The sequence below is a fragment of the Micromonospora sp. CA-246542 genome, assembly GCF_050942905.1.
GTDB lineage: Bacteria > Actinomycetota > Actinomycetes > Mycobacteriales > Micromonosporaceae > Micromonospora.
This window is the reverse complement of sequence record NZ_CP192040.1, coordinates 3,753,890-3,775,383: the sequence shown is the minus strand read 5'-3', so window position 1 is coordinate 3,775,383 and position 21,494 is coordinate 3,753,890. Positions and strand designations below refer to the sequence as shown.

Below are 21,494 nucleotides of genomic sequence, written 5' to 3'. Positions count from 1 at the left end.
GGTACGGCAGCCTCGGCAGCGTGGGCACCTTGTTGACGCAACTTCCGGCGCTTCTCGGCGTGCTGGTCGGCACGCTGGGCACGATCCTCGCCACCTCGCTCGCCGACCGCGCACGTTGGCGGCGTAGTCAGAACGTGCGCTGGGACGAGCGACGCCTCGACGCGTACGTCGACTACGCACACGCACTCAAGGAGAGCTACGCGGTGGCGCTGCGGATGACGGCCCACCTGCGGCCCGGGTCCCACAGCCACCCGATCGACCGGGACGAAGGTCTCGTACGGCTGGCCGAGTCGGACGCGCGGCGCACCGTCGTCTGGGAGAACCTGCTGCTCCTCGGCGACGAGCCGACGGTGGTGGCCGCCGCGACGTGGCGCGACGCTGTCTGGCAGGTGGAGCGGCTCGCCCGAGGGATCGTCGGAGCACCGACGGGCATCTCGGAGCAACTGGCACGGGTCAACGAGGCCCGAGACGGCTACTACCGGGCGGCCCGACAGAGTCTTGGTGTCCGGGGTGGCTCGGTGGAGCAGTCCGCGGCGCTGCGTCAGGCGCTCACCGACCGGACGATGGTGGCAGCCGACAGCGCCGTGCGCGCCAACGACGGTTGACGAACCGCGGAGCGGATTCTGCCGGTGCCGGTCGGAGGTCGGAGACCGGCAAGCTGTACGAAGATCTCGCGTTTGACGGTCGCGTCGCCCCGACGGTCGAGGACGTAGCCCGTCAACCAGACCCAGCCCTCGTACGTCGGCTGGGTCGACACCGACACGACGCGGAAGGTCAGGGCGCGTTCCCCGGCGAACTGCACCGAAGCTCGGCCGTCGACGACGAGCAAATCGCCGGGGGAGGGGCGCGCGGTCACCAGTGGCCGGAGTTGGGTTGATCATGCGGCGGTCGGCACTCCCGAGCATGCATGGTCTGCCAGTCGCGCAGCGCCCGTCCGAGCCGGCCGTTCTCCTGACTGAGCAGCCGTACCGTCTCGTTCAGTGTGCTCAGCTCGTCGGCCACGCGGGCCTGGAACTCGCGTACCTCATCGGGGTCGACGCCGCGCCGACGGGCGGCGAACTCGCGGGTCCGCACCTCGAACGGCGTCAGCCGGGCGGGGTAGCCGGCCGGCTCGGGTTGGCTTCCTCGATACACCTGAGCCACGACGATCCTCTCTGAGGCAGCGGGGATTGCGGGGTCGGGGCGGGTGCACGCACCCGCCCCGACCGAGGGGATGAGCCGCACTCGTTGCCACGCGAGGAGCGGCTCGGGATCAACATATCTAGACATGCTAGATGAGTCAACGCTGCTTGTTAGGCGCGTCGCGGTGTGATCAAATCGGATTGCCACGCGAGGAGTGCCATGCGAGAAGTGCCGGATTACTGGCGCATCGCCGACGATGTGATCGCCGACGTCAGGTCGAAGAAGCTCAAGCCGGGGGACAAGTTGCCCTCGATCGCCGAACTGCGATCCCGCTACGACGTCAGTCATGGGACCGTGCAGATGGCCTACGCCCGCCTGGAGGCGCTGCGGGTGATCCGGCGGCACCAGGGCAAGGGCATCTTCGTGACCGACCCGAAGACCTGGATGCGGGAGCCGTAGGTGGCGTGGGACATCTCGGAACACGCCGCCTACGCGGGCGGTCTCGCCACCCGCGTGGCGGACCTGCGGCAGCGTTTTCCGGACGCGCTCATGACGTGCGACGTTGCCGACGAATTCCCCGGGCCCGAACTCATCTGCTGGAACGCACACCCTCGCGAGATCTGGGTGTGGGTCTTCGAGTCGGATGATTCTGCGGGGGCCCGACGAGCCTCGGCCCGGCTGGGGCAGCTGCTCACGGCACCACACGAGCTGACCGCTGTCGTGGACAAGCCGGTGGTGGCCGGCCCGAACGACGTCTTCGACAAGGAGTCCGTCACCGCGTCCAGTTACTTCGACGTGGATGGGCGGATCGAGGTCCGGAACGGGCCCACCGCGCGGTCGCGCGCTGACGAACGGCGTTGACGCACGCTCTGTCCCGTCACATACCACGTCGAGGCGCGGTATGGGGCGGCGGCCACAGGAGCGCGCGCTGTCCACAGGGGCACCCGCGCGGCCGGTGTGCCGGGGCGCGGTACGGCAGGTTCGGCCCATGGACTCGCGACTGTGCGCGCTCGTGGCTTCGGGTGGTGGGGTGTGCACCTGGCGGGAGATGGTGCGGGCGGCACCCGAATGGACGGTTCAGGCCGCGTGCCGGGCCGGTCGGCTGGTCCGGGCGCTGCCCGGGGTCTACCTGGACGCCACCCTGCTCTCCCGGACGAGCACCGCGGAACCGCTCCTGGCCCGCGTCGAACCCGAAGTGACACGGCGGGCGGCTCTCGCGTACGCCGACGGTCGGGGTGCGCTCAGCCGGCTGACCGCGCTCGACGTGTCGGGCCTACGCCGCCAGCCACCCGGCGAGCCGGTGTACGTGGACGTACCGATCGGCTCGGGTCTGCGTGGCCGGCCCGGGTTGATTCTGCGTCACCGCACCGGATTCGCGGCCGAGCCGCCCCAGGTGGTGGTACGGGCTGGGCTCCCGGTGACGCGACTCGACCGGACCCTGGTGGACTGTTGGTCGCTGCTGCCGGCGGTCGATCGTCCCGGGCCGGTCATCCGCGCGGTGAACGACCGGCGCACCACACCGCAGCGGCTCGTCGTCGCGCTGGCCGAGGAGCCCCGGTTGACCGACCGCGCGGCTCTGCGTGGCCTGGTGGACCGGCTCGCCGCCGGCTGCCGTAGCCCGCTGGAGATCTGGGGCCACGACCGTGTGTTCACGGCCCCCGGCATGCCGGCGTTCATCCGACAGGCGCCGGTGCGAGTCGGCGGCCGGACCATCTACCTTGACATGTTCGCCGAGACCGAGCGCGTCAATGTCGAGCTGGACGGCGCAACCACCCACGGCGACCCGGCCGAACGCGAGATCGACCTTCGCCGCGATGCCCTGCTGGCAACCACGGGAATCCTCGTCGTCCGCTTCACCCACCGCCGCCTGCTGGCGAACCCTGCCGACGTCCGCCAGCAGACCCTGGCGATCCTGGCCAGCCGCCGCCCATCCTCATGATCACTTGATGGTCACCAGCTCTCCGGGACCTCTGGCAACTGGTCACCATCAAGTGATCATGAAAAGCCGCGTCAGGGGGTTGTGGCGAAGGCCAGGGCGCCGCAGGCGGCGATCAGGAGGAACAGGGTCAGCAGGATGAGGCTCACGATCGCGCCGGGGCGTTGGATGACCGGCTTGCCGGGGTCGAGGGGCGCGGGCAGGTGCGCCGCGACGCCCGGCGTCGGCTGGGGCGGGGCGAGCCGCAGGATGCGCCGCAACCGGAAGCGGTCGACGCCGAGGAAGATCGGAATGCCGATGATCCCGATTCCCCACCAGCCGGCCAGCAGGGTCTTGTTGGTGTGGTGGCGGTACAGCGAGAGGCCGCAGGCGCGGCACATCCAGCCGCGTTGGGAGGAGACGACGTACAGGATCACGATGCTCGTCATCGACTGGAACGAGACCCGCGCGGCGGGGTGACTGCCGCAGAACTGGCACTCCCCGTCGGCGGGTGGCCGCAGGGCAGGGGGTGGCACGGGCGCGGGAGTGGGCATTGTCGACATTGATGGCTCCGAGACTCAGGCGGCCGGCGTGGGGTAGCGGTCTCCGCCGTACTGGCGCAGCGCGGCCGCGACCTCGTCGCGGGACTGCCGGGTGTTCCGCAGGTCGGCGACGCGGTAGCCGCGTAGGCCGGTCAGCTCGACGTCGGGCGGCACCGCGCGCTGCGTCTGGTCGGCCACCCAGACGGTGAGCGTGCTCGGCTTCTCCAGCTTGCCGGCGTTCGGCTTTTTCTCGATCGCCACCCGGGTCACCTCCGACCACTCGAACTCGGTGGTGTTCGGTCCCTTGGTCCAGGTGATGCCCTGCTCACCGATGCGCAGGGCGAACGCCTCGCGGCTCTCCCGCACCGCGCCCAGGCCGCCGATCAGGGCCAGCGCCGCCATCGCGTACCCGACCCAGTTGCCGAAGGTGAACTCCTGGTTCATCATCGCCAGCAGTTCCGGCGAGAACAGCAGGACGACGGCGAGGACCAGCAGCGCCGGGCCCTTCGCGTACGGCTTCCAGTTGCGTTCAAGTTGCATCGTGTGTTCCTCCCCCGTGCCTTCCCTGGCGGAAGGACGGGAGGATGCTAACCAGTCGCGATCAAGTTTTGGTGACCCGGTGGTGAAGAAGGTCGCCGATCCAGCGCGCGGCCTCCCGCTGGGCGGCGAGCAGGTGCTCGCGGGCGTCCGCCATCTCCTGGTCCGCGTCCTCGTCGAGGCGGTCGCCGAGGATCGTCGCCCACCGCCGGCTCAACTCCTCGGCGTAGGTCGCCCGGCGCATCTGCTCGTCGAACTGGTACTCCATCCGCACCATCGCGTCGACGTGGGGTCGTAGCGCCGGCATCATCCGCTCGTCGAGGCGTACGGCGGCGTCGGGTCGGCAGGTCACGAGGACGTCCCCGCGCCGGTAGGACCAATCCGGGTCCTCGGCGAGCGCCTGCTGCAACGCCACCTCCAGGTCGGCGGCCCGGTGCGGGGGCAGGTCCCGGGCGGCATCGGCGGCGAGCCGGGTCAGGCGTTGGATGGCGTTCGGCTGGAAGTACCCCACGTACCAGTTCAGCACCTCGGCCCGCAGGCTCGCCGGTGACGACCAGGCGAAGGTGGCGCGGACGTAGAACGAGTAGACGTACCCCTGCGCGGGCACCGCGATCAGCCGGGGCGCGTCGCGCTGCTCGACCAGCGGGCCGGGCGGGGACGGACCGGCGCCGGCGCCGACGGGGCCTCGTCCTGGAGCGCGGCCACCAACCGGTCCCAGGTGCGCGCCCACCACCGCCAGCCGCGCACGCTGCCGTCCCGGGTGATCCGCAGCGCGCGGACGCTCCGCTGCCGCCACAGATCCGGGGGTCTCGGTCTCTGCTCGGGAGCGTCCGTCATGGCACCCCTTCACGGTCACGGGTCCGCGCGCCCGCAGCTCACGCTAACAACGGATGACCGAAATGCCCGCCGCCGCGCCGATGTACAACACAATGTCGGTTGCCCGCGGTTCACCGGGCATTGTGGAGCAGTTGGGCCGACGGGACTGTTGCCGAGCGCGGGCAACGGCCAGACTGAGCGCGACCCGCCACTCACGTGGGTCGATGGATCGGATGGTCTGGAGGCAGCCTGTGTCCACCCTCGTGTCCCCGCTGGCCACGCTCGGCGCGATCCGCCGGCGTACCACCACCCTCGCCCTGCTCCTCGCCCTGGTCGCCGCCGCGCTGGTCGGCCCGTCCGTGGTCACCCCACGGCTGACGGACTCCGCGTCGGCGGCGGTCTACAGCTCCTGCACCATCAGCCGCTGCGCGGACGCGCGCACCGCACGGTCCGGCTGGTCCGCCAAGGGCTTCCCGACCAGCCGCGGCTGGTACTCCTGGAGTGGCGGGCTGTCCAACTTCGCCGGTGGCCGGTTCTACAACTACGAGGGTCAACTGCCCACGAACGCCACCTACTACGAGTACGACGTGTACCCCCGCACCCAGGGCGCCGCCCGCGACGCGTACCGGATCGTGGTGAACCGCAGCACGGGCGTCACCTGGTTCTCACCCAACCACTACACCGACTTCTACCGGCTCTGACCGACCCGGTGGCCAGCCGGTCCAGGAGGAACGCGCATGGACGACGCTGAGCAGGTTGGCGCGGTGGCGCTGGCCGGGGCGGCGGTCCGCACCCGGCCCGCGCTCTTCGCCGCGCTGTCCGAGGCGCTGGCCCTGCCGGCGTACCTGGGCGACACCTGGGACGCCCTCGCCGACGCGCTCCGGGACCGGCTGGACGCCGGCCCGCTGACCCTGCTGCTCACCGACGCCGGTCAGCTCCTCGCCGACGAGCCGCCCGGCCAGCACGCGCTGCTGAGGGCCGTGCTCGACGACCTCGCCAGCACCGCCCCGCACCCCCTGCGCGTGGTCCTGCGCCCCTGAGGCCGGGAGCGGTCACCGGTCGGGCTGCCGACAGTTCGGCCGATGGTCGAGGGCGGTGACGGTGGCGGTGACGCTCGGGTGACGGCCCCTTCGCGATCCTCGTGCCGGACCGGGCGGTGTGCCCCGGCGTGGGCAGCGGGGGAGGCGGCGGCGTGGACTTCGTCGACGGTGTGCTGGTGCGGTTGGCCGACCCGGGCACCCGCGCCGCGCTCTTCGACGACGCCTCGCTGGCCCACCTGGTCGACGCCGCGTACGACACCGAGGCGATGCCCGTCGCGCCCCCGTACGCGGCGGTCTTCGATGAGCTGACCCTCGGCTTCGCCGCCGCGCCGGTGACCCTCGCCGAGGGGGAGTGGCTGGGCGAGGGCGGTACGGCCCGTACCGAGCTGCGTGTGCGTCTGCACGGCCTCGGCGGGTCGGCGCTGCGCATCGACGCGCTCTGGCGGGGGAGCCTCGTGGTGCGCACGAGCGCCGCCCGGGACCGGGTCGAGGACCTCGACGTGGCGATGCCTTCCTTCGACGTCGACCCGCAGATCATCGCCGACCTGGGCGCGTTGCCGGCCGATCCGACGCTGCTGGAGACCGAGCGCCGTACCCGACTGGTGGCCCGGCTGCGGGCGGGCCTGCACCAGCCCGCCGCCTTCACCGACGCGCACCTGGACCGGCTGCTCGCCGGTGTCGGCGCGGCGAACGCCGGTGACCTGGTGGACCGGATGCGTGGGCAGGCCGCCGGCGCGACCGTGCGGCTGCGCTACGCCGCGCCGCCGGCCACCCCACCCACGCCCCGTCCGCTGCCGTTCGCCGCCGCCGTGCTGGTCCGCGACAAGGGTTTCTCCCTGGCCGACCTGCTCGTCGAGACGCGGCTGGTCCGGGCCCGCGCCGAGGAGCTGGGGCTGGACGTGCCCGCGCCGGAGGATGTCCGGCGGCGGCACCGGGTGGTCGCCGTGTGGGTGGTGCCCGTCGAGACGTTCGACGACGACGGATGGCCCGGCGGTGACACCGGCACCGCCGCGCAGAAGCGGGCCGCCCGGTTCGCCCGTGCCGGTCAGTGGCTCGCCCGCAGCGGCATCGGGCTCGCCGCAGTCCCGACCTGAGATCAGACCAGCAGCAACTTCGTCCGGGAGGACCCGTGGCACCGACAGCAGCATTCCCGTTCATCGAGGTCCGGATCGTGCCGCCCCCGGCGCCGCTGGCCCAGCGTTCGCCGGGCGTCATCGCCGTGGTGGGCAAGACGCCGTCCACGGCCGACGGTGGTTCCGCCCCGGCCAACACACCGGTCCGGATCGAGACCCTCGACGACGCGGTCACCAACTTCGCCCGCCGACAGGCCGGCAACGTCGTCCGCAACGCCCTCTACAACTCGCTCGAACTGGCGTTCCTCCAGGACCCGCGCCCGGCCAAGGTGTACGGCGTCAAGGTCGCCGGCGACGACTACGCCGCCGCGCTCAGCGGTCTGGAGGCCGCCGACGACGTGACCATGGTGTCGCTGGCCAACGAGTCGACCGTCGGCAACCCCGCCGGAGCGGGCGCGCCCACCGGGCTGCACGCGCTCAAGGCGCACGTCGAGACGATGTCCGCCGCCGGGCAACGCCGCATCGGCTTCGCCATGGTCAACCCGGCGACCGAGAAGAGCCCCACCTACGTCACCGATATCACCACCGCCGCGAACCCGCTCAAGAGCAGCACCAGCCGGATGCTGATGATCGCCGCCCGGGGCGCGGACGGCGACGCGGCCACCGCCGCCATGGCCGCCGTGGCCGGGCTGCCGGTGCACCACAGCATCGTGCTCAAGAAGATCCGCGGGGTGGCCATCCCGGTCGCCAAGCAGTACAGCCCGGCCGAGATCAAGGGACTCTCCGAGGCCAACCTCACACCGATCATCGACCCCACCCTGATCACCGGCGAGAGCCTGCACTTCGCCGACGGGCGGCTCTTCACCAGCGACGCGAGCCTGCTGCACGTCGACCTGGTCCGCACCCTCGATCAGATCGAGTTCATGCTCCGCGCCGGACTCATCGGCCTGGTCGGCGACGCCCGCATCACCAAGCCGGGCATGACCCTGCTCAAGACCCAGGTGGATGGCATCCTCGGCCCGCTCAAGCGGCAGGCCGTGATCGACGACTACCGCATCGAGATCCCGGTGCTGGACATCCTCACCATCCCCGAGGCCGCCCGTACCGCCACCGACACGTCGATCGTCACCACCGCCCGGGCCGACCGCACCGTCGACCTCGTCGTCACCGTCACCTACGGCCCGGCCGTGAGCCGCCTGCTGGTCACGCTCGTGGCCAAGTTCTGACCGGAGGAACCAGACCATGGAGTGGAAGACCCGCCTCGCGGTGCAGTACACCAAGGGCACCGAGACGGTGTTGATCAGCCCGATCGACTCGTTCAGCCCGTCCTTCTCGCTCAACGTCGAGGCGCTGCACTCGTGCGAGGTGACCCACATGGGCGCCATCCACGCGCCCGTGTCGATGAACTTCACGATGACCGTCAAGGCGATCGGGGACGTCGCCGGCCGGCTCACCAAGCTGGCCCTCGACGGCGAGCTGTTCGACATCGCGCTGCTGGAGCACACCGGCGACGACTGGGCGTTCTCGTCCTTCGTCTTGCAGGACTGCCTGATCACCAGCGCCACGCCGACCACCGCCACCATCTCCGGCGCACCGGCGGCGACGTTCAGCGGCTTCAGTCTGGCGGCCTCGGTCGACCCGAAGACCGGCGACCCGTCCGTCCTGCCGTAACCCCACCAGGATCAACCGGAGGTATCAGATGGCGACCGGAGCTGGCCGCGCCGCCCGGGTCACCCGTACCGGGCTGGCCCTGGTGCACGCGGGTGAGCTGGTGTTGCCGGCGGCCGGCAGCGAGGCCGAGGCCGAGCAGGTGGCCGAGGACGATCGCGCCGTCATCGCGTACCACTTCCCGGTGGAGATCGAGGTGGTCGCGGCCGGCGGCGCGTTCGACGCCGACGCGCTCGCGGACCTCGCGCTGGCCCGTCTCGCCGAGCACCTGGACGGGCGGTTCTGACGGTGGCCATCTCGGTGCACGTGCCGGTGCGGATCCGGCTGGACGCCCGGTCGGTGACCGAGCGGCCGGAGGCCGTGACCGACGCGCTCGCCGCCGGCCTGGCCCGCGCGCTGGAACGCTCCCGCCAGGAGGCGGTCGTGCCGCACGGTGGCTACCTTGAGGTACGCACCGACGCGCCGGAGTTCCGCTGGACCGGCGCGGCGCGGGAGCACGTGACTCCGGACGAGCGTCGTGCCTTCGAGGCCCGGCTGCGCCGGCGCGTCGACGAGGTCGTCACCGCCGCGCGGCTCGACCCGGGCCTGCCGCCCGGGGTGCCCCTGCCGCTGAGCGAACCGGCTACCGAGCTGTTCGACCCGCAGCGGATGCGCCACCTGCTCGCCCTGTACCGGGTGCCGTCCTACGACGCCGGTGGGGACGCCGCCGAGGTGCCGGTGGACGGCCCCGAGCCGCCGCGGGTGACCTACCAGTGGCTGCTGCGCCCGGCCGCCTACCTGGCCGGTCACTTCGCCGAGCTAGCCCGCGAGGCGGTACGCCAGCACGGCGGCCTCCCGTCGGGCACCCCGCAGGGGATCATCGCCCGGGTCATCGGCGTGGACGGACGCCCGGTCTGGGCGATCATGGTGACCACCACTCCCTTGTCGGTCCTGACCTTCGAGCAGTTCGGCGAGACGGTGTTCCGGGCCACCCCGCAACCCCACTTCGAGGTCGAGGCGCGGGTGCCGAGCCCGCAACCCGGGACGGTGCAGCGGCGACCGGTCGCCGACCGCAGCGCCCTGGTCGCCATGGTGGACGAGGAGTTGAGCGGCGACATCCGGCGGCGGCTGCGGATCGCCTCGCCGCGCGGCGAGACCACGAGCGTCGAGGAGTACCAGGCGCAGATCGAGCGGGCCGTCGACGCCGAGGTGACGCGGCGGGTCGACGCGATCCTCGCGTCGGTGGGCGGGGCCACGCCGACCAGCCTGGTGGTGGTCGACATCGGCGGCGTCTCCCTGTTGCTGGTCAGCACCGAGGAGACCGACGCCACGCTGCACTTCACCGGTACGGCCAACCTGTTGCCGATCAGCGTCGAGCAGCGTCCGGTCGCCGCGCCGGATCCGAACGCGCCGCCCGGCGGTGGCGTCGGCACGGGCACCGGGGCCGGTGCGGGGAACGGAGCCGGCAGCGGAGCGGGCAGCGGCCCGGGTGGCGGTGGCCCGGGCGGCACCGGGGCGGGCGGCCTCGGCACGGGTAGCGGTCCCGGTGGCGGGGCCGGTGGCACCGGCGACGGTGGCACGGCCGCCCGGCGGGGCGGGTTCGTCTTCGACCCGAGCAGCCCCAGCGCACCGCCGGGCGTCGAGGGGCGGCGGTTCCCCGCCGTCGGCACCGGGCACTCCACGATGCCCGCCTGCGCGTCGTTCAATGGCGAGCCGGAGCTGGCGGCGCTCGGCCCGGACGGCGACGAGCTGCGCCGACTCATGGACGACATCGCGTTCCGGTTGCAGATGGGCGAACCCTGCCGTTACCCGGCGAACTTCTGCCTCCAGGCCGCCGCCGTGCTGCGCGGCCGGGCCGCCGCGATCAGCCTGCTCGTCGGCTCGGCCGAACGGGAAGCGTTCACCCGGCCGGTACCCGAGGGCAGCGGACGACTCGGCCCGCTGGACTTCCGGCCGGTCGCCTCGCCGGCCGTGCAGTTCCTGCGCCACCTGGCCGGCGTCGTGCCCCGCCTGGACCACCTCGCCCAGCTCGTCATGCGCCGTTACAGCCAGCCCGAGCACTTCGGGCGGATCCAGGGCGGCTGGATCGACACGTCGGCCTCCTGGAACCTGCACTTCGTACAGGCGCTCAGCCCGGCCGTGAACGCGGCGGTCGGGCAGCTGTTCGTCGTCGGCAGCCAGGCCATGCTGGTACAGCTCCTGCTGAGCTCCCGGACCGGTATCGAGGCGCGGATCGCCCACTTCGACCAGTACGCGCCGATCTTCGAGCGGTTGATCGTCTCCCAGCTCACCGACTACGCCGAGTTGCAGGGGCTGCGCGAGCGGCTGCGCCGCCACGAGGCCGCCCGGTGGACGCAAGAGCACACCGACCTCGGCGGCGGCGCCGTCGCCACGCTGAGCATGCTGAACCCGTCCACCGCCTGGTACGGGGCCGCCCGCGCCATCTCGAGCGCGTTCCTCGCCACCGAGGCGGCCCTGACCAGCCCCGGCGCGGCCGGCGAGATCGTCGAACGCGACGGCGTCACCCGCATCCGCGACTCGCACGCGGTGCTCTGGACCCTCGGCGAGATCGAACAGGCGCTGGTCATCCAGCGCGGCGAGGCCGAGGGCGTCGACCCGCTGGTCAAGCAGATCAGCGACCTGCCCGACGTGCTGGCCCGCTTCGCCGGTAACCGGTCGGCGATCCGCGACGAGCTGTGGCGGGTGTTGCAGGACATGCGACGCCACAACACCGAGATGCTCGGCCGCGCCCGCACCGACGCGCACTTCGCCTTCCGGTCCAGCCGGATCAGCGAACACATCCCGTCGGCCACCATCGCCGGCGGACGCTACGCGTTGCAGGGCATCCACCTCGTCACCCACCAGCAGCTCGGCGAGTTCTTCGGCGGCAACCCCTACTACGCCAGCGGCGTCGACAGCCTGTTCAGCACCGAGCTGGGCCGGGAGGCGCTGAGCGCCTTCGCCGTCATGGTGGGGATCATCGCGCTGTCGCTGCTCTGCCCGCCGCTGGGCTTCGTGGTCGGGGTCGCCGTCGCCGCCGTCGACGTGGCGCACGCCCACCAACGCGAGCGCCTCTACTCCTCGATGCTGGACCCGGAGCTGGTGCTCACCCGCACCGAGATCGAGGTCGAGCTGTTCGCCGCGTACCTCGGGTTGGCGATGTCGCTGATCCCGGAGGCCGGCACCATCGGTGGCGCGGCCGTGCGCGGCGGCCGGGTCGCGCTGCGCTTCGGCGTCCGCGCGGGGCTGCGTGCCGCCCGGGGGTACGTGGTACGCCGGGTCACCCGACAGATCGTCGAGGCCGCGTCCCGCGACCTGCTCCAGGGGTTCCTCACCGAGATCCTGCTCAACGAGGTGCTGGAACGCGTCGTGCAGAAGCTGATGGAGCCGATCCTCGCGTACGTGGAGCGCGAGGCGATGCTCAGCGGCGCCGTCGGCGGCCCGGAGGGCGCCCGGTTCATCCTCATGGTGCTCGACTCGCAGCCCGGCGGTGCCGCCGCCGGCCCGCGCGTGCCGGTGGTGCGGCCGTGACCGGGCCCCGCCGGTTCCGCGCCGGCCGGTTCCTCGACGCCGCCGCCGTGCACGCCGCCGCCGACGCGAACCCCCGGCTGCGGCGCTTCATGCGGACCATCGCCGAGCACAGCGAGGCCGGTGAGGTGCGCTCCCGGCGGCTACTGGAACACCTCATCCGCCGCATCGTCGACGACGTCGGCGACCTGCACCTGGGCAACGCGCTCAACCGGCTGGAACGCATCGCCGTGCTGCGGGACAACATCGCCGCGATCCTCGACCACGTGCTGGAGGGAGGCACCCTGCCCGAGGGGGTGCGGGTGGCCACCCTCGGTGAGTACTTCGACCAGCTCAGCACCGAGATGCGCGAGCTGAGCCGACCCCGCGAGGGCATCGTCGGTGACGCGCCGCTGCGGCTTGCCGACGACGCGGGCGCGTACGCCGACTCGCTGCTGCGGGAGTTCGACGGCGGCGGCGCGGCCGGCCGGCACGTCGAGCCGGCCGCGATCGTCGGTGACGCGTTCCGGGCCATGCCGGCGGACCGGCAGGCGGCGCTGCGCCGGGCCGCCGAGCTGGAACCGGCCGCGCTGTGGCGCGCGGTCGCCGCCGAGAGCGAGGCCGGCAAACGGTCCGCCGTCGCCGACCTGCAGACCCGCCTCGGCGGCCGGCTCACCCCGACGAGCTGGCCCGGCTGCGCACCGCCGTCGACGACCTCGGCCGGGCCCGCTCGCGTGGCCTGCAGATGAGCGACGCCCGGCTCGCCGACGCCCTCGCCCGCATCGGCGATCCGGACCTGCGGGCCGTGGTGGCCGGCGGTGACGTCTGGCTCACCCAGCAGCTCGCCGTGCACAACCCGGAAGCGCTGGCCACCCTCTGGCGGCGCTTCCGCGACGGGGGCGGACGCGCCGACGACGGTCCCGGCTTCCGCGCCTACCTGCGCCACGACATGGTCACCTACGGCCGGGGCGTCCTCGGCGAGTACAGCGCGGCGTTCTCGCTGAGCAGCATCGAGCTGTTCCTCAAGGGACCGGACGCCAACGTCAAGGTCGCCGGCACCGACCTCGTCGGCATCGGGCACGACGGCTGGGTGTGGCTCCTCGACGACAAGTCGCACCGGGCCGCCAGCGTCAGCGGCGTCAGCGCGCTCACCGACAACCTCGTGGCCAACCTGCGCCGCGACGCCGCCGACTTCCGCGACGCCATCGCCCGCCTCCAGCGCGACGACCCCGGGTTCACCCCCGACCCGCGCATCCTCGACGCGATCTCCCGGATGGAGGACGCCGCCGCCGAGATCGACCGGATCAACCGGCGCGGGTCCGCGTCCACCCGGCCCGTCCGGATCAGCGCGGCCCTGGCCGAGCGCCGGCTGCGGCTGCGCGTCACCAGCGCCGCGGGCGAGGTCCGCGAGATCACCCAGGCCCTGCGCGACCTCGGCCTGGCCGTCGAACCCACCGGTACGCCGGTGCCGCTGCCACCCACCGGAGGACGCTGAGCATGGCGATCACCAGCAGCTTCATGCGGTACGGCACGGTGCCGTCGGCGATCATCAGCGACGGGGTGCTGCCCATCCCACTGTGGGCGGTCACCGCCATCTCCCTGGCCCAGACGTACCACCTGCCGCCGATCGGCTCCACCGCCCACAAGGCCATCGTGGCCACCCACGACGACACCATCACGCTCACCGGGGTGCTCGTCGGCGCGGAACGCTACGCCTGGAAGTTCGCCCTGGAGACGATGGCCGAGGCGAGCAAACGCGGCACCGCCCTCGCCGCGTACTCCGGTGGGAAGTTCGGCGGGCTGATCCTGGTCACCTCCATGACCATCCGCACCGACATGCAGGTGCAGTCGCTGACCTTCAACGCCTCGGCCGCCCGTCGCGACGTCCTGGACACCACCATCACCCTCGTCCACGTGCCCCGTCCCAGCCTGCTCGGCAAGCTGCTCGACGTGGCCAGCATCGGAGTCGGCGCGCTCGCCGACGGGTTGGGCAACTGATGCCACCATTCCCGATCGACCGCTACCTGCTGCCGGAGACACCGATCGAGGTGCCCGACGGGTTCACCGAGGTGCGCCAGGGCCTGACCGCCGGCCTCCCGCACCGCGTCGAGCTGGGCGCGGGCGTGCACGCGGTGCTGATCCTGCCCACCGGCCTGGCCCGACAGTGGCTGTCCACCGACCCACTCGCCGTGGTCAGCAGCTCCGCCGACGACCTCGCGCCCCGACCCACGCCGACGGCCACGTCCCGGCCACCGGCGCTGGTCGGTCGGGTGCCGCTGCGTCTCGTCGTCCGCCAGGGCACCCGCATCCTCGGCTCCGTGCCGCTCGCCACCGGCCTGCGCCGGGTCTGCCCGGACGCGGGCACACCGACCGCCCCCGGCGTCACCCCGGTCGTCGTCGAGGTGCTGGTGCTGGCCTGGCTGCTGCACGCCGGGACGGTCCGCGGCTCCGGCGACTACGGCTCCTACCTGACCATGGCCTGGCGGCCCGCCGACCGGGCGGTGGACCAGTTCGGGCCACCACCGATCAACGAGTTCGTCTGGCGTCGCCGGCCGCCCGCGCAGCGCGTCGAGTCCGACCTCGGTCCCGCCCGGCTGCGCTACCGCTACCTGCTCGACAAGAAGATGCGGAGGGTGCTGCGGTGACGCTCACGCCGTTCCAGACCGGCCAGGTACGCCAGGGCGCCGTCGGCAACGACGCCGGCTGGACCATCACCTTCCACCGGGAGACCCCGACCGGCATCAGCCCGGACGCCGCGCTCACCCTGTCCAGCGCCGACTACTACGCGGCCATCGACGCCGCGCTGCCCGACGGGCTGGGCCCCGGCGCGTACACGGTCACCGTGCAGGGGCTCGTCGACGAACACTTCGCCGCGCTGCGCACCGCCGAGGGGCAACCGCCGCTGGTGGCGAAGCTGCACCTGTACTGGCGCGACGCCAACACCTCGGTCGGCGCGTTCTTCACCAACCTGGTCGGCGTGAACGCCGGCCCGACCCCGGCCGAGCTGACCCAGGCGCTGGTCGCCGTCCTGCGCGTCACGAAGGTGCGCCGGCTCACCGGCGAGCGGACGTACGACACCGAGCTGACCCTCGTCGAGCAGGCGTACGCCCGGCTCGGGCAGCGGGTCACCGAACGGTTCGAGGCGGCCACGTTCACCGCCGCGATCCGCGCCATCGGCGAACGGACCAGGGTGGACGTGACCGGGTGGGGCGCCAACCCGGACGGCACGATGACCCGGGGCGCGACCGAGGCGGCCGGCGACGAACGGGTCGCCTTCGGTGCCGGGCTGCTCTACCGCGCCGCCCTGGAACGCCTCGGCGGCGCGTTGCAGCAGTCCCTCAACGCGTACGGGCGGGGGATGTTGCTGATCCGCGACGGCACCGTGCACGTCGGCAAGCGCCCCATCCCGTACCCGGAGGGCGAGCCGAAGCCGCTGACCCTCGCCACCGGCCTGCTCGCCTGCACCGAGAACGGCACCCAGGACACCGACCCGTACGCGGCCACCGAGACCGGCGGCACCGCCGCGCCGCGCCGTCGGGCGTGGACGCTGACCCTCAAGGGCCGCCCCGACCTGAAGCCCGGCGACCTGGTGCGCTTCGACCCGCCCGCCACCGACGAGGCCACCACGCTGGGCAGCGTCGGCGCGGCGCTGCTCGGCTCGTTCGCCGCGCCGTTCGCCCCGTCGACCGGGGAGCTGGGCGCGGGGTCGAAGCTGCTCTACCTCAGCGCCGCCCGGCACACGCTGTCGCGTACCGCCGGGTTCGTGACTGTCGTGCAGGGTGTCGAGGTCGCGTCGAGCGCGAGTGCGTGGGACACCTGGAGCGACGCGTCCGGCGTGGGTACCGCCGAGCCGGCCTCTCCGGCGTCATCACCCGGGGTGGCCGCCGCCGAGGCGGTGCGCCGGGCCGCCCGCGCGGCCCGGGGTGAGACGCGCGGCCTGGAGATCGGCGAGGTACGCGCGGTCGCCACCAACGCCAGCGGCGCGGTCGAGCCGCCCGCCCAGACCGAGACGGTGTGGGAGGGCCTCGTCCGCCCGGACGGCCGCCCGAACGGCGTCCGCCGCCTGCCGGTACGCCGGCAGCAGCCCGCGCCGCTGCCCGGAGTGACCTACCTGACCCCGTTCGCCTGGGGCGGGTGCGGGCTGATCCTGCCCCGCTACCCGGGCACCAGGGTGGCGCTGGCCTACCGCAACGGCGCGCCGGACGACCCGGTGGAGGTGGGCGCGCTCTGGCCCACCGGGCACGCCCCGGTCTCCGAGCCGGGGGACTGGTGGCTGTCGCTGCCGGTCGGGGTGGCCAGCAGCAGCCGCTCGTCCATCGCCGACACGGTGACCCCCGCCGACCACGACGGCAAGGTGGCGCACGACCTCACCGACGGCGACGGCAACCGGGTCATCGAGCTGGGCGAGCTGACCGTGCGGGTGGGTCGGGCCCAGCTCAAGGGTCGCGGCCAGCGCCCGGCGCGCGCCGACGAGGCCGACAGCATCACCATCGAGCACGCCGGCGGCGGGTCCTCGATCGTCATGAAGCAGGACGGCTCGATCACCATCACCGCCACCCAGATCGACCTGGACGCCGGCAACGGCGCGGTGAACATCAGCGGCGGCACGGTCAGCATCGCCGCCGACGACGTCGACGTCCAGGTCAGCAACGCGATGAACGTCCACTGAGGAGAGCGACATGGCATTCGTGCTCACCACGTCGAGCGACGTGCACTGCCCCAACCAGGGGAAGGTCTCTCCGACCGGGCAGGGCAAGCTGACCGTCGACCACAAGCCGGTGGTCCGCCTCGACGGCATCAACGGCAAGTCGGTGGCCGGCTGCACCATCACCACCAGCAACTCCACCAAGCAGTGCAGCACGGTGACGTCCGCGACCGGGGCGGCCGGAAAGCTCACGGTCGGCAACGTGGCCGTGGCGTTGGACTCGCTCAGCGGCGCCACCGACGGCTCCAGCCCCGGACTGTCCGCCAGCGCCGGCCAGAGCAAGCTGAAGGCGGCCTGACGTGGACCGTACCGAGCGCGAACGGCAGGCCGCCCAGCGCCGCTACCTCGGCTGGGGCCTCGCCTTCGAACCCACCATGCCCGGCGTCGACCTGGCCCGGGACATCGTCTTCGACGATGGACCGAACGGCCGGACGTTGGCGCTGGTCGAGGGCACCGGCAACGTGGCGCAGAGCCTCGCGGTGGCGCTGACCACGCTGCGCGGCTCGAACGTCTTCGACGCGACGTTCGGCTTCGACGGCCTCAACGCCCTCGCCGAGCAGATCGAGCCGAACCTCATCCGCGAGCAGGTCCGCATCGGCATCATCACCCTGCTCGACCGCGATCCGCGGGTCCGCAAGATCGTCGACGTCAACCTCGACGACGGCCGGCTCGGCGCGGGCCGCGCCGACGACGCCTCGGCCGCCGCGCTGCGCGCCTCGCGCACCCTCCAGGTCCAGGTCCAGTTCGAAACCATCACCGACGACCGGCTCTCGGTGCGCCTCGGGGAGCTGCCAAGTGTCTGACCCGACCCTCCCGGCCGAACTGGCCGACGTCCTCGCCGTCGACGCCGCCGCGCTGCGGGCCACCGGCTCGACGGGCTTCGGCGTCGTCGAGACCGGCTTCGTGCCCAAGTCCTTCGCCCGGTTGCTCGCCGAGAAGCTGGCCACCGCCCGGCTGCTCTTCGGCGAGGACGTCGACCTGACCAGTGGCGCGGTGCTGCGCAAGGTCCTCGAACTCGCCGCCCTGGAGGACGCCCGGATGTGGGCCGCGCTCGGCGCGGTCTACGACAACTCCTTCGTGGTGTCCGCGACCGCCGACGCGCTGACCCGCCTCGGCGAGGAACTTGGCATACCCCGGCCGTACCTGCCGGCCCGGGGGACGGTGAAGCTCAAGCTCAAGGCCGCGCTGCCGACCGGCCACCCACAGCTCACGCTGCCTCGGGGCGCCCGACTGTCCACCCCCGGCGGGCACCACGTGGCCCTGGACGAGACGGTGGTGCTCTCCGCCGCCGTCGGTGAGCGCGAACCGGCCGTCGCCGCCTTCTATCCGGGCCCGGCGCACAACCTCGACCCCACCCAGCCGCAGCAGAAGATCGACCGCTGGAACCGCGCCGACACCCTGCTGGCCGACCTGGACGACGCCGAGCAGGCCGCCGGCAAGGAGCTGGTCGAGATCACCCACGCCGTCGCGCTCACCGGCGGCGAACAGCAGGTCTCCGACGCCCGCTACCGGCAACTGCTGCTCGCCGCGCCCCGCTCCATCTGGACGGCCGAGGCGATCGGCCTCGCCGTGGCCACCGTGCCCGGTGTACGCCAGGTGCAGGTCTTCGACGGCCGGGGCGGACTGGACCTCAACCAGTCCATCTTCGGCAACTTCAACTTCATCGAGCGGGTCTTCAGCACCGAACGCGACCTGGGCAACCCGTACTACGTCACGGTGCTCGTCGCGCCGACCGCCGCCGCCATCTGGGACGGGCCGGACGGGCTGCACGCCGCCGTCGAGTCGGTCATCGAGGACCTGCGCCCGGTGGGCATCTTCGCCTCGGTGGACCGCGCCGACGAGGTCGGCATCGGCGTCGAGGCCGACCTGGTGATCCGGGGTCTGCCGCTGCCCACCGGCTCGAAGGAGACGATCAACGCCTCCACGGCCGCCACCGAGCTGCGCGCCCGGCTGCACGCCCGGCTGCGCCGGTACGTCGACGAGCTGCCCTTCGGTGAGCCGGTCCGCGCCGCCGAGGTGATCTGGACGCTGATGAACGAGCCCGGCGTCGCCGACGTGCGCAACCTGCGGCTGGTCCGCTTCCCGGCCGACTCGGCGGTGGTGGTGACCGGCAGCGCGCCCACCGGCGACGGGGTGCAGCGGCTGCCGGTCGGCGACAACGCGGTGCTCGCCGCCAACCAGGTGCCCGTCTACGTCGACCGGGACGACCCCCGGCCGTTCCGGATCGTCTGAGCGGGGGCGCGATGACCGACATCCGGGTACCCGTGGACGGCGTCGACGCGTCCGTCGAACGCAACCTGATCGACCAGTTGGAGGGTCCGTACCCGGGGACGGTCCGGCGGGTCGTGGTGCCGCTGGCCGGTGCCGGTACGGCCGCTGTGGACTGGACCAGTCGACACCCGCTGCTCACCGTCGTGCTGCGCCGCGACCTGGCCGAGGAGAGCGTCCGGGTGACGGTCACCGTCGACCCGGGCGGCGCGGGGCAGCGGGTGCTGCCGCCGGTGGTGTTCGCGCCCTGGTCCGCCGAGGGCGCGTCGGTGCCGGCGTACGTGCCGGACACCGCCGACGAGCCGCTGGTCGCGCCGTTCGCGGTCGCCGTGTCGGCCGAGCGGGCCGTCGAGGGCGCGGCCGCCACGGCGGTCACCGGTACGGCGCTCCCCGCCCTCGTCGAGCTGGCCGTGGTCGAGGGCAACCTGGGTCGCCTGCTCTACCTGGTGTCGTACGAGAAGCACCGGCTGCGTCGGGCGGCCCGGGAGGTGCACGCGTACCGGACCCTGGCCCACGCCCGGCGCGACGCGCTGGACCGGATCGGCGCGGACGTCGGGGTGGCCCGCTTCGTCGACGAGCTGGTGCACGAGCCGACCAACGGCGAGGTGTACGCCCGCCGTCTGGCCGCGCCGGCCCGTGAGCCGGACGACGCGTACGCCCACCGGCTCGGGCTGTACCGGCGGTTCCTGCTGCCCACCCCGGGCGCGGTACGCCGGCTGCTCAACGGCCCCGGCGCGGACACCGACCCGAACACGGGCCTCTTCGCCGACCTGCCCGGCGGGGCACGTTTCACGCTGCGCGAGGACGACGACCAGTTCGCCGTGGCGGTCCGGCTGGTGGCCGTCGGCGACCCGCAGCACCGCCCCAACTTCCTCGCCCAACTGCGGCGCGACCGCCTCGTGCTGCCCGCCAACACCCCGCCGAACAACACCGTCCACGCTTCCCGGGCGCTGCCGGCCAGCCGGCTCGCCGAGGTCACGGCCCTGCGGGCGAGCCTGCGCCAGTCGTACACCTTCGACAGCGCGCACGGCATCGCGCCGCCGCTGGCCACGGCCCTGGACCGCGCGGGGCGGGTGTGCCGGGCGCTCGGCTCGACGATCGTGTGGCAGGTCAGCCGGGCCCAGGACGACGCCGGTGGGAGCCGCTACGAGTTGGGTCTCGGCGTCGACGTGAGCTGGCCGACCCCGGCGCAGGCCACCGACCTGCGTAACCGGGTGCTGGACACCGGCCGGACGGTGACCGCCGACCGGACCGCCGAGGCGCTCATCGCCGCCGCCCGCGCCGCCGGCGTGCCCACCGTCTCGGCCGACGGCGAGCTGGCCTGGCTGTGGCGGGTCTGCGGGTTGCCGACCACGCACCGGCTCAGCACCACCGTGATGTACCTGTCGCACCTGCCCACCCGAGGGCTCGCGGTGACCGCGCCGCTCACCGCTTCGGTCGGCGTCGACGCGCCGGTCGAGGCGCAGTTCCATGCCCCGGGCGACCCGGGTGGCAACGCCCTGCTGTTGGCCGGTCTGGCCGCGGCACGCACGGCCTGGGTGGCTGCCGGGGAGGCGGCGTGGTCCCCGTTGACCGACGCGGCGGCCCGGACCCGGTGGGCGGCCGTGCCGACCCGACCGGCCGGGCAGCCGGTCGACGCGGTCCTCGCCGCCGCCGGCCTGCCCGCCGTGCGCGACCCGGCGCCCGTGGTGGCCGCGCTGAACCGCCTCCCCGACGAGCTGGTGGAGACCATCGAACTGCCGGCCGCGCTGGCGTCCGCGCTGATCGCCGGCCAACCGGCCGCCGCCGACCGGCTGGCCCGGCTGGTGGGGCTGCTGCGCGACCAGCACCTCGCCGCCGTGCTTCCGCTCGTCGAGACGGGCAACCGGGTGCTGCTGGTGTGCGGCGTCATCGGCCTGCCGCAGGCCGGGCTGAACCTGAGCGAGCGCCGGGCCACCGGGTTCCGCTGGTACACGGTGGGACTCGGCGGCGGCACGGCGGAGATCAAGGCGGTCGGCGCGCGGACCGCGCTGCGCCCCACCCACGCCGGCCTGGTCGCCGTGGTGGCGCTCTCCTACGTACGGACCGGCCGGACCGATCCGTACGAGTTCCGGGTCGAGCTGCCCGACGGGGTGACGTTGACCCTGGAGCAGTACGAACGGCTGATGAACACCCTGACGAGGATCTGCCCGCTCGGGGTGGAGATCAACACCTTCGGCATTCGGCGTGACCACGTCGACCTCGACGACGACGGGACGGCCGAGCCGCTGCGCCCGGCCGTCGCCCGGACCTTCCGCACCTTCCAGCAGCGCCGGCACCGCGGCGTGTACGACCAGCTCTGAG

The 21,494-nt window shown here is 73.1% G+C and carries 25 protein-coding genes; 20 read left to right on the top strand and 5 right to left on the bottom strand.

The features are described from left to right. Positions 1–20: 20 nt before the first annotated feature. Positions 21–605: a hypothetical protein gene (locus ACQP0N_RS17795; protein WP_433111751.1), complete on the top strand. Its 585-nt coding sequence runs from the start codon at positions 21–23 to the stop codon at positions 603–605. Between the two features lie 247 nt (positions 606–852). On the opposite strand, the gene ACQP0N_RS17790 is transcribed toward ACQP0N_RS17795, so the two are convergent. After that, complete coding sequence (locus tag ACQP0N_RS17790) at positions 853–1,143, bottom strand: DivIVA domain-containing protein (protein WP_355049631.1); 291 nt, start codon at positions 1,141–1,143, stop codon at positions 853–855. A gap of 198 nt (positions 1,144–1,341) precedes the next feature. On the opposite strand from ACQP0N_RS17790, the gene ACQP0N_RS17785 reads away from it, so the two are divergent. The 3 genes from ACQP0N_RS17785 (at position 1,342) to ACQP0N_RS17775 (ending at position 3,061) form a co-directional block, all read left to right on the top strand. After that, positions 1,342–1,581 carry a winged helix-turn-helix domain-containing protein gene (locus ACQP0N_RS17785; protein WP_433111748.1) on the top strand — a complete coding sequence of 80 codons (240 nt, stop codon included), beginning with the start codon at positions 1,342–1,344 and terminating at the stop codon, positions 1,579–1,581. Next, on the top strand, positions 1,582–1,983 hold the full coding sequence (locus tag ACQP0N_RS17780) for a hypothetical protein (RefSeq protein WP_433111745.1): 402 nt from the start codon (positions 1,582–1,584) through the stop codon (positions 1,981–1,983). It abuts the gene before it with no gap. 127 nt (positions 1,984–2,110) lie between these two features. Then, positions 2,111–3,061, top strand: a complete 951-nt coding sequence (locus tag ACQP0N_RS17775; protein WP_433111742.1) for a DUF559 domain-containing protein — start codon at positions 2,111–2,113, stop codon at positions 3,059–3,061. Positions 3,062–3,132: 71 nt separating this feature from the next. Here the strand turns inward: ACQP0N_RS17775 and ACQP0N_RS17770 are convergent, their stop codons facing one another. From ACQP0N_RS17770 to ACQP0N_RS17755, 4 genes are all read right to left on the bottom strand, one after another. Continuing rightward, complete coding sequence (locus tag ACQP0N_RS17770; RefSeq protein ID WP_433111739.1) at positions 3,133–3,600, bottom strand: hypothetical protein; 468 nt, start codon at positions 3,598–3,600, stop codon at positions 3,133–3,135. A gap of 15 nt (positions 3,601–3,615) precedes the next feature. Next, a complete protein-coding gene (locus ACQP0N_RS17765) occupies positions 3,616–4,119 on the bottom strand; it encodes a hypothetical protein (RefSeq protein WP_433111736.1) in 504 nt (167 codons plus the stop codon). A 61-nt stretch (positions 4,120–4,180) separates the two neighbouring features. Next, positions 4,181–4,723, bottom strand: a complete 543-nt coding sequence (locus ACQP0N_RS17760) for a hypothetical protein (protein WP_433111733.1) — start codon at positions 4,721–4,723, stop codon at positions 4,181–4,183. A gap of 5 nt (positions 4,724–4,728) precedes the next feature. Next, entirely contained in the window at positions 4,729–4,953 is a 225-nt protein-coding gene (locus ACQP0N_RS17755) for a hypothetical protein (protein WP_433111730.1), read from the bottom strand. A gap of 242 nt (positions 4,954–5,195) precedes the next feature. Here ACQP0N_RS17755 and ACQP0N_RS17750 point away from each other — a divergent pair, with 242 nt between their 5' ends. The 16 genes from ACQP0N_RS17750 to ACQP0N_RS17675 all read left to right on the top strand — a co-directional run bounded on the left by ACQP0N_RS17750 (position 5,196) and on the right by ACQP0N_RS17675 (position 21,493). Further along, positions 5,196–5,633, top strand: coding sequence for a ribonuclease domain-containing protein (locus ACQP0N_RS17750; protein WP_355051269.1), 438 nt, complete (start codon positions 5,196–5,198; stop codon positions 5,631–5,633). 36 nt (positions 5,634–5,669) lie between these two features. Beyond that, a complete protein-coding gene (locus ACQP0N_RS17745; protein ID WP_433111727.1) occupies positions 5,670–5,972 on the top strand; it encodes a barstar family protein in 303 nt (100 codons plus the stop codon). Positions 5,973–6,124: 152 nt separating this feature from the next. Continuing rightward, on the top strand, positions 6,125–7,066 hold the full coding sequence (locus tag ACQP0N_RS17740; protein ID WP_433111724.1) for a hypothetical protein: 942 nt from the start codon (positions 6,125–6,127) through the stop codon (positions 7,064–7,066). A gap of 35 nt (positions 7,067–7,101) precedes the next feature. Continuing rightward, on the top strand, positions 7,102–8,271 hold the full coding sequence (locus tag ACQP0N_RS17735; protein WP_433111721.1) for a hypothetical protein: 1,170 nt from the start codon (positions 7,102–7,104) through the stop codon (positions 8,269–8,271). A gap of 16 nt (positions 8,272–8,287) precedes the next feature. Next, a complete protein-coding gene (locus ACQP0N_RS17730) occupies positions 8,288–8,716 on the top strand; it encodes a hypothetical protein (protein WP_355051244.1) in 429 nt (142 codons plus the stop codon). A 28-nt stretch (positions 8,717–8,744) separates the two neighbouring features. After that, positions 8,745–8,999: a hypothetical protein gene (locus ACQP0N_RS17725; RefSeq protein ID WP_355051243.1), complete on the top strand. Its 255-nt coding sequence runs from the start codon at positions 8,745–8,747 to the stop codon at positions 8,997–8,999. 2 nt (positions 9,000–9,001) lie between these two features. Beyond that, positions 9,002–12,223, top strand: a complete 3,222-nt coding sequence (locus ACQP0N_RS17720) for a hypothetical protein (protein ID WP_433111717.1) — start codon at positions 9,002–9,004, stop codon at positions 12,221–12,223. Next, entirely contained in the window at positions 12,220–12,948 is a 729-nt protein-coding gene (locus ACQP0N_RS17715; protein ID WP_433111714.1) for a hypothetical protein, read from the top strand. The genes ACQP0N_RS17720 and ACQP0N_RS17715 overlap by 4 nt, the downstream gene beginning before the upstream one ends. Then, on the top strand, positions 12,945–13,694 hold the full coding sequence (locus ACQP0N_RS17710; protein ID WP_433111711.1) for a hypothetical protein: 750 nt from the start codon (positions 12,945–12,947) through the stop codon (positions 13,692–13,694). The genes ACQP0N_RS17715 and ACQP0N_RS17710 overlap by 4 nt, the downstream gene beginning before the upstream one ends. A gap of 2 nt (positions 13,695–13,696) precedes the next feature. Continuing rightward, a complete protein-coding gene (locus ACQP0N_RS17705) occupies positions 13,697–14,197 on the top strand; it encodes a hypothetical protein (protein ID WP_053659787.1) in 501 nt (166 codons plus the stop codon). Continuing rightward, the gene (locus ACQP0N_RS17700; RefSeq protein WP_357118179.1) at positions 14,197–14,844 is read left to right on the top strand and encodes a hypothetical protein; all 648 of its coding nucleotides are present in this window, start codon (positions 14,197–14,199) and stop codon (positions 14,842–14,844) included. The genes ACQP0N_RS17705 and ACQP0N_RS17700 overlap by 1 nt, the downstream gene beginning before the upstream one ends. Beyond that, complete coding sequence (locus tag ACQP0N_RS17695; protein ID WP_433111707.1) at positions 14,841–16,868, top strand: hypothetical protein; 2,028 nt, start codon at positions 14,841–14,843, stop codon at positions 16,866–16,868. The genes ACQP0N_RS17700 and ACQP0N_RS17695 overlap by 4 nt, the downstream gene beginning before the upstream one ends. A 10-nt stretch (positions 16,869–16,878) precedes the next feature. Further along, the gene (locus ACQP0N_RS17690; protein WP_355051238.1) at positions 16,879–17,202 is read left to right on the top strand and encodes a hypothetical protein; all 324 of its coding nucleotides are present in this window, start codon (positions 16,879–16,881) and stop codon (positions 17,200–17,202) included. A gap of 1 nt (position 17,203) precedes the next feature. Next, complete coding sequence (locus ACQP0N_RS17685) at positions 17,204–17,707, top strand: hypothetical protein (protein ID WP_355051237.1); 504 nt, start codon at positions 17,204–17,206, stop codon at positions 17,705–17,707. Continuing rightward, positions 17,700–19,136, top strand: a complete 1,437-nt coding sequence (locus ACQP0N_RS17680; protein WP_357169816.1) for a baseplate J/gp47 family protein — start codon at positions 17,700–17,702, stop codon at positions 19,134–19,136. Before ACQP0N_RS17685 ends, ACQP0N_RS17680 begins: the two co-directional genes overlap by 8 nt. Positions 19,137–19,147: 11 nt before the next feature. Next, the gene (locus tag ACQP0N_RS17675) at positions 19,148–21,493 is read left to right on the top strand and encodes a hypothetical protein (protein WP_433111703.1); all 2,346 of its coding nucleotides are present in this window, start codon (positions 19,148–19,150) and stop codon (positions 21,491–21,493) included. Position 21,494 lies beyond the last annotated feature (1 nt).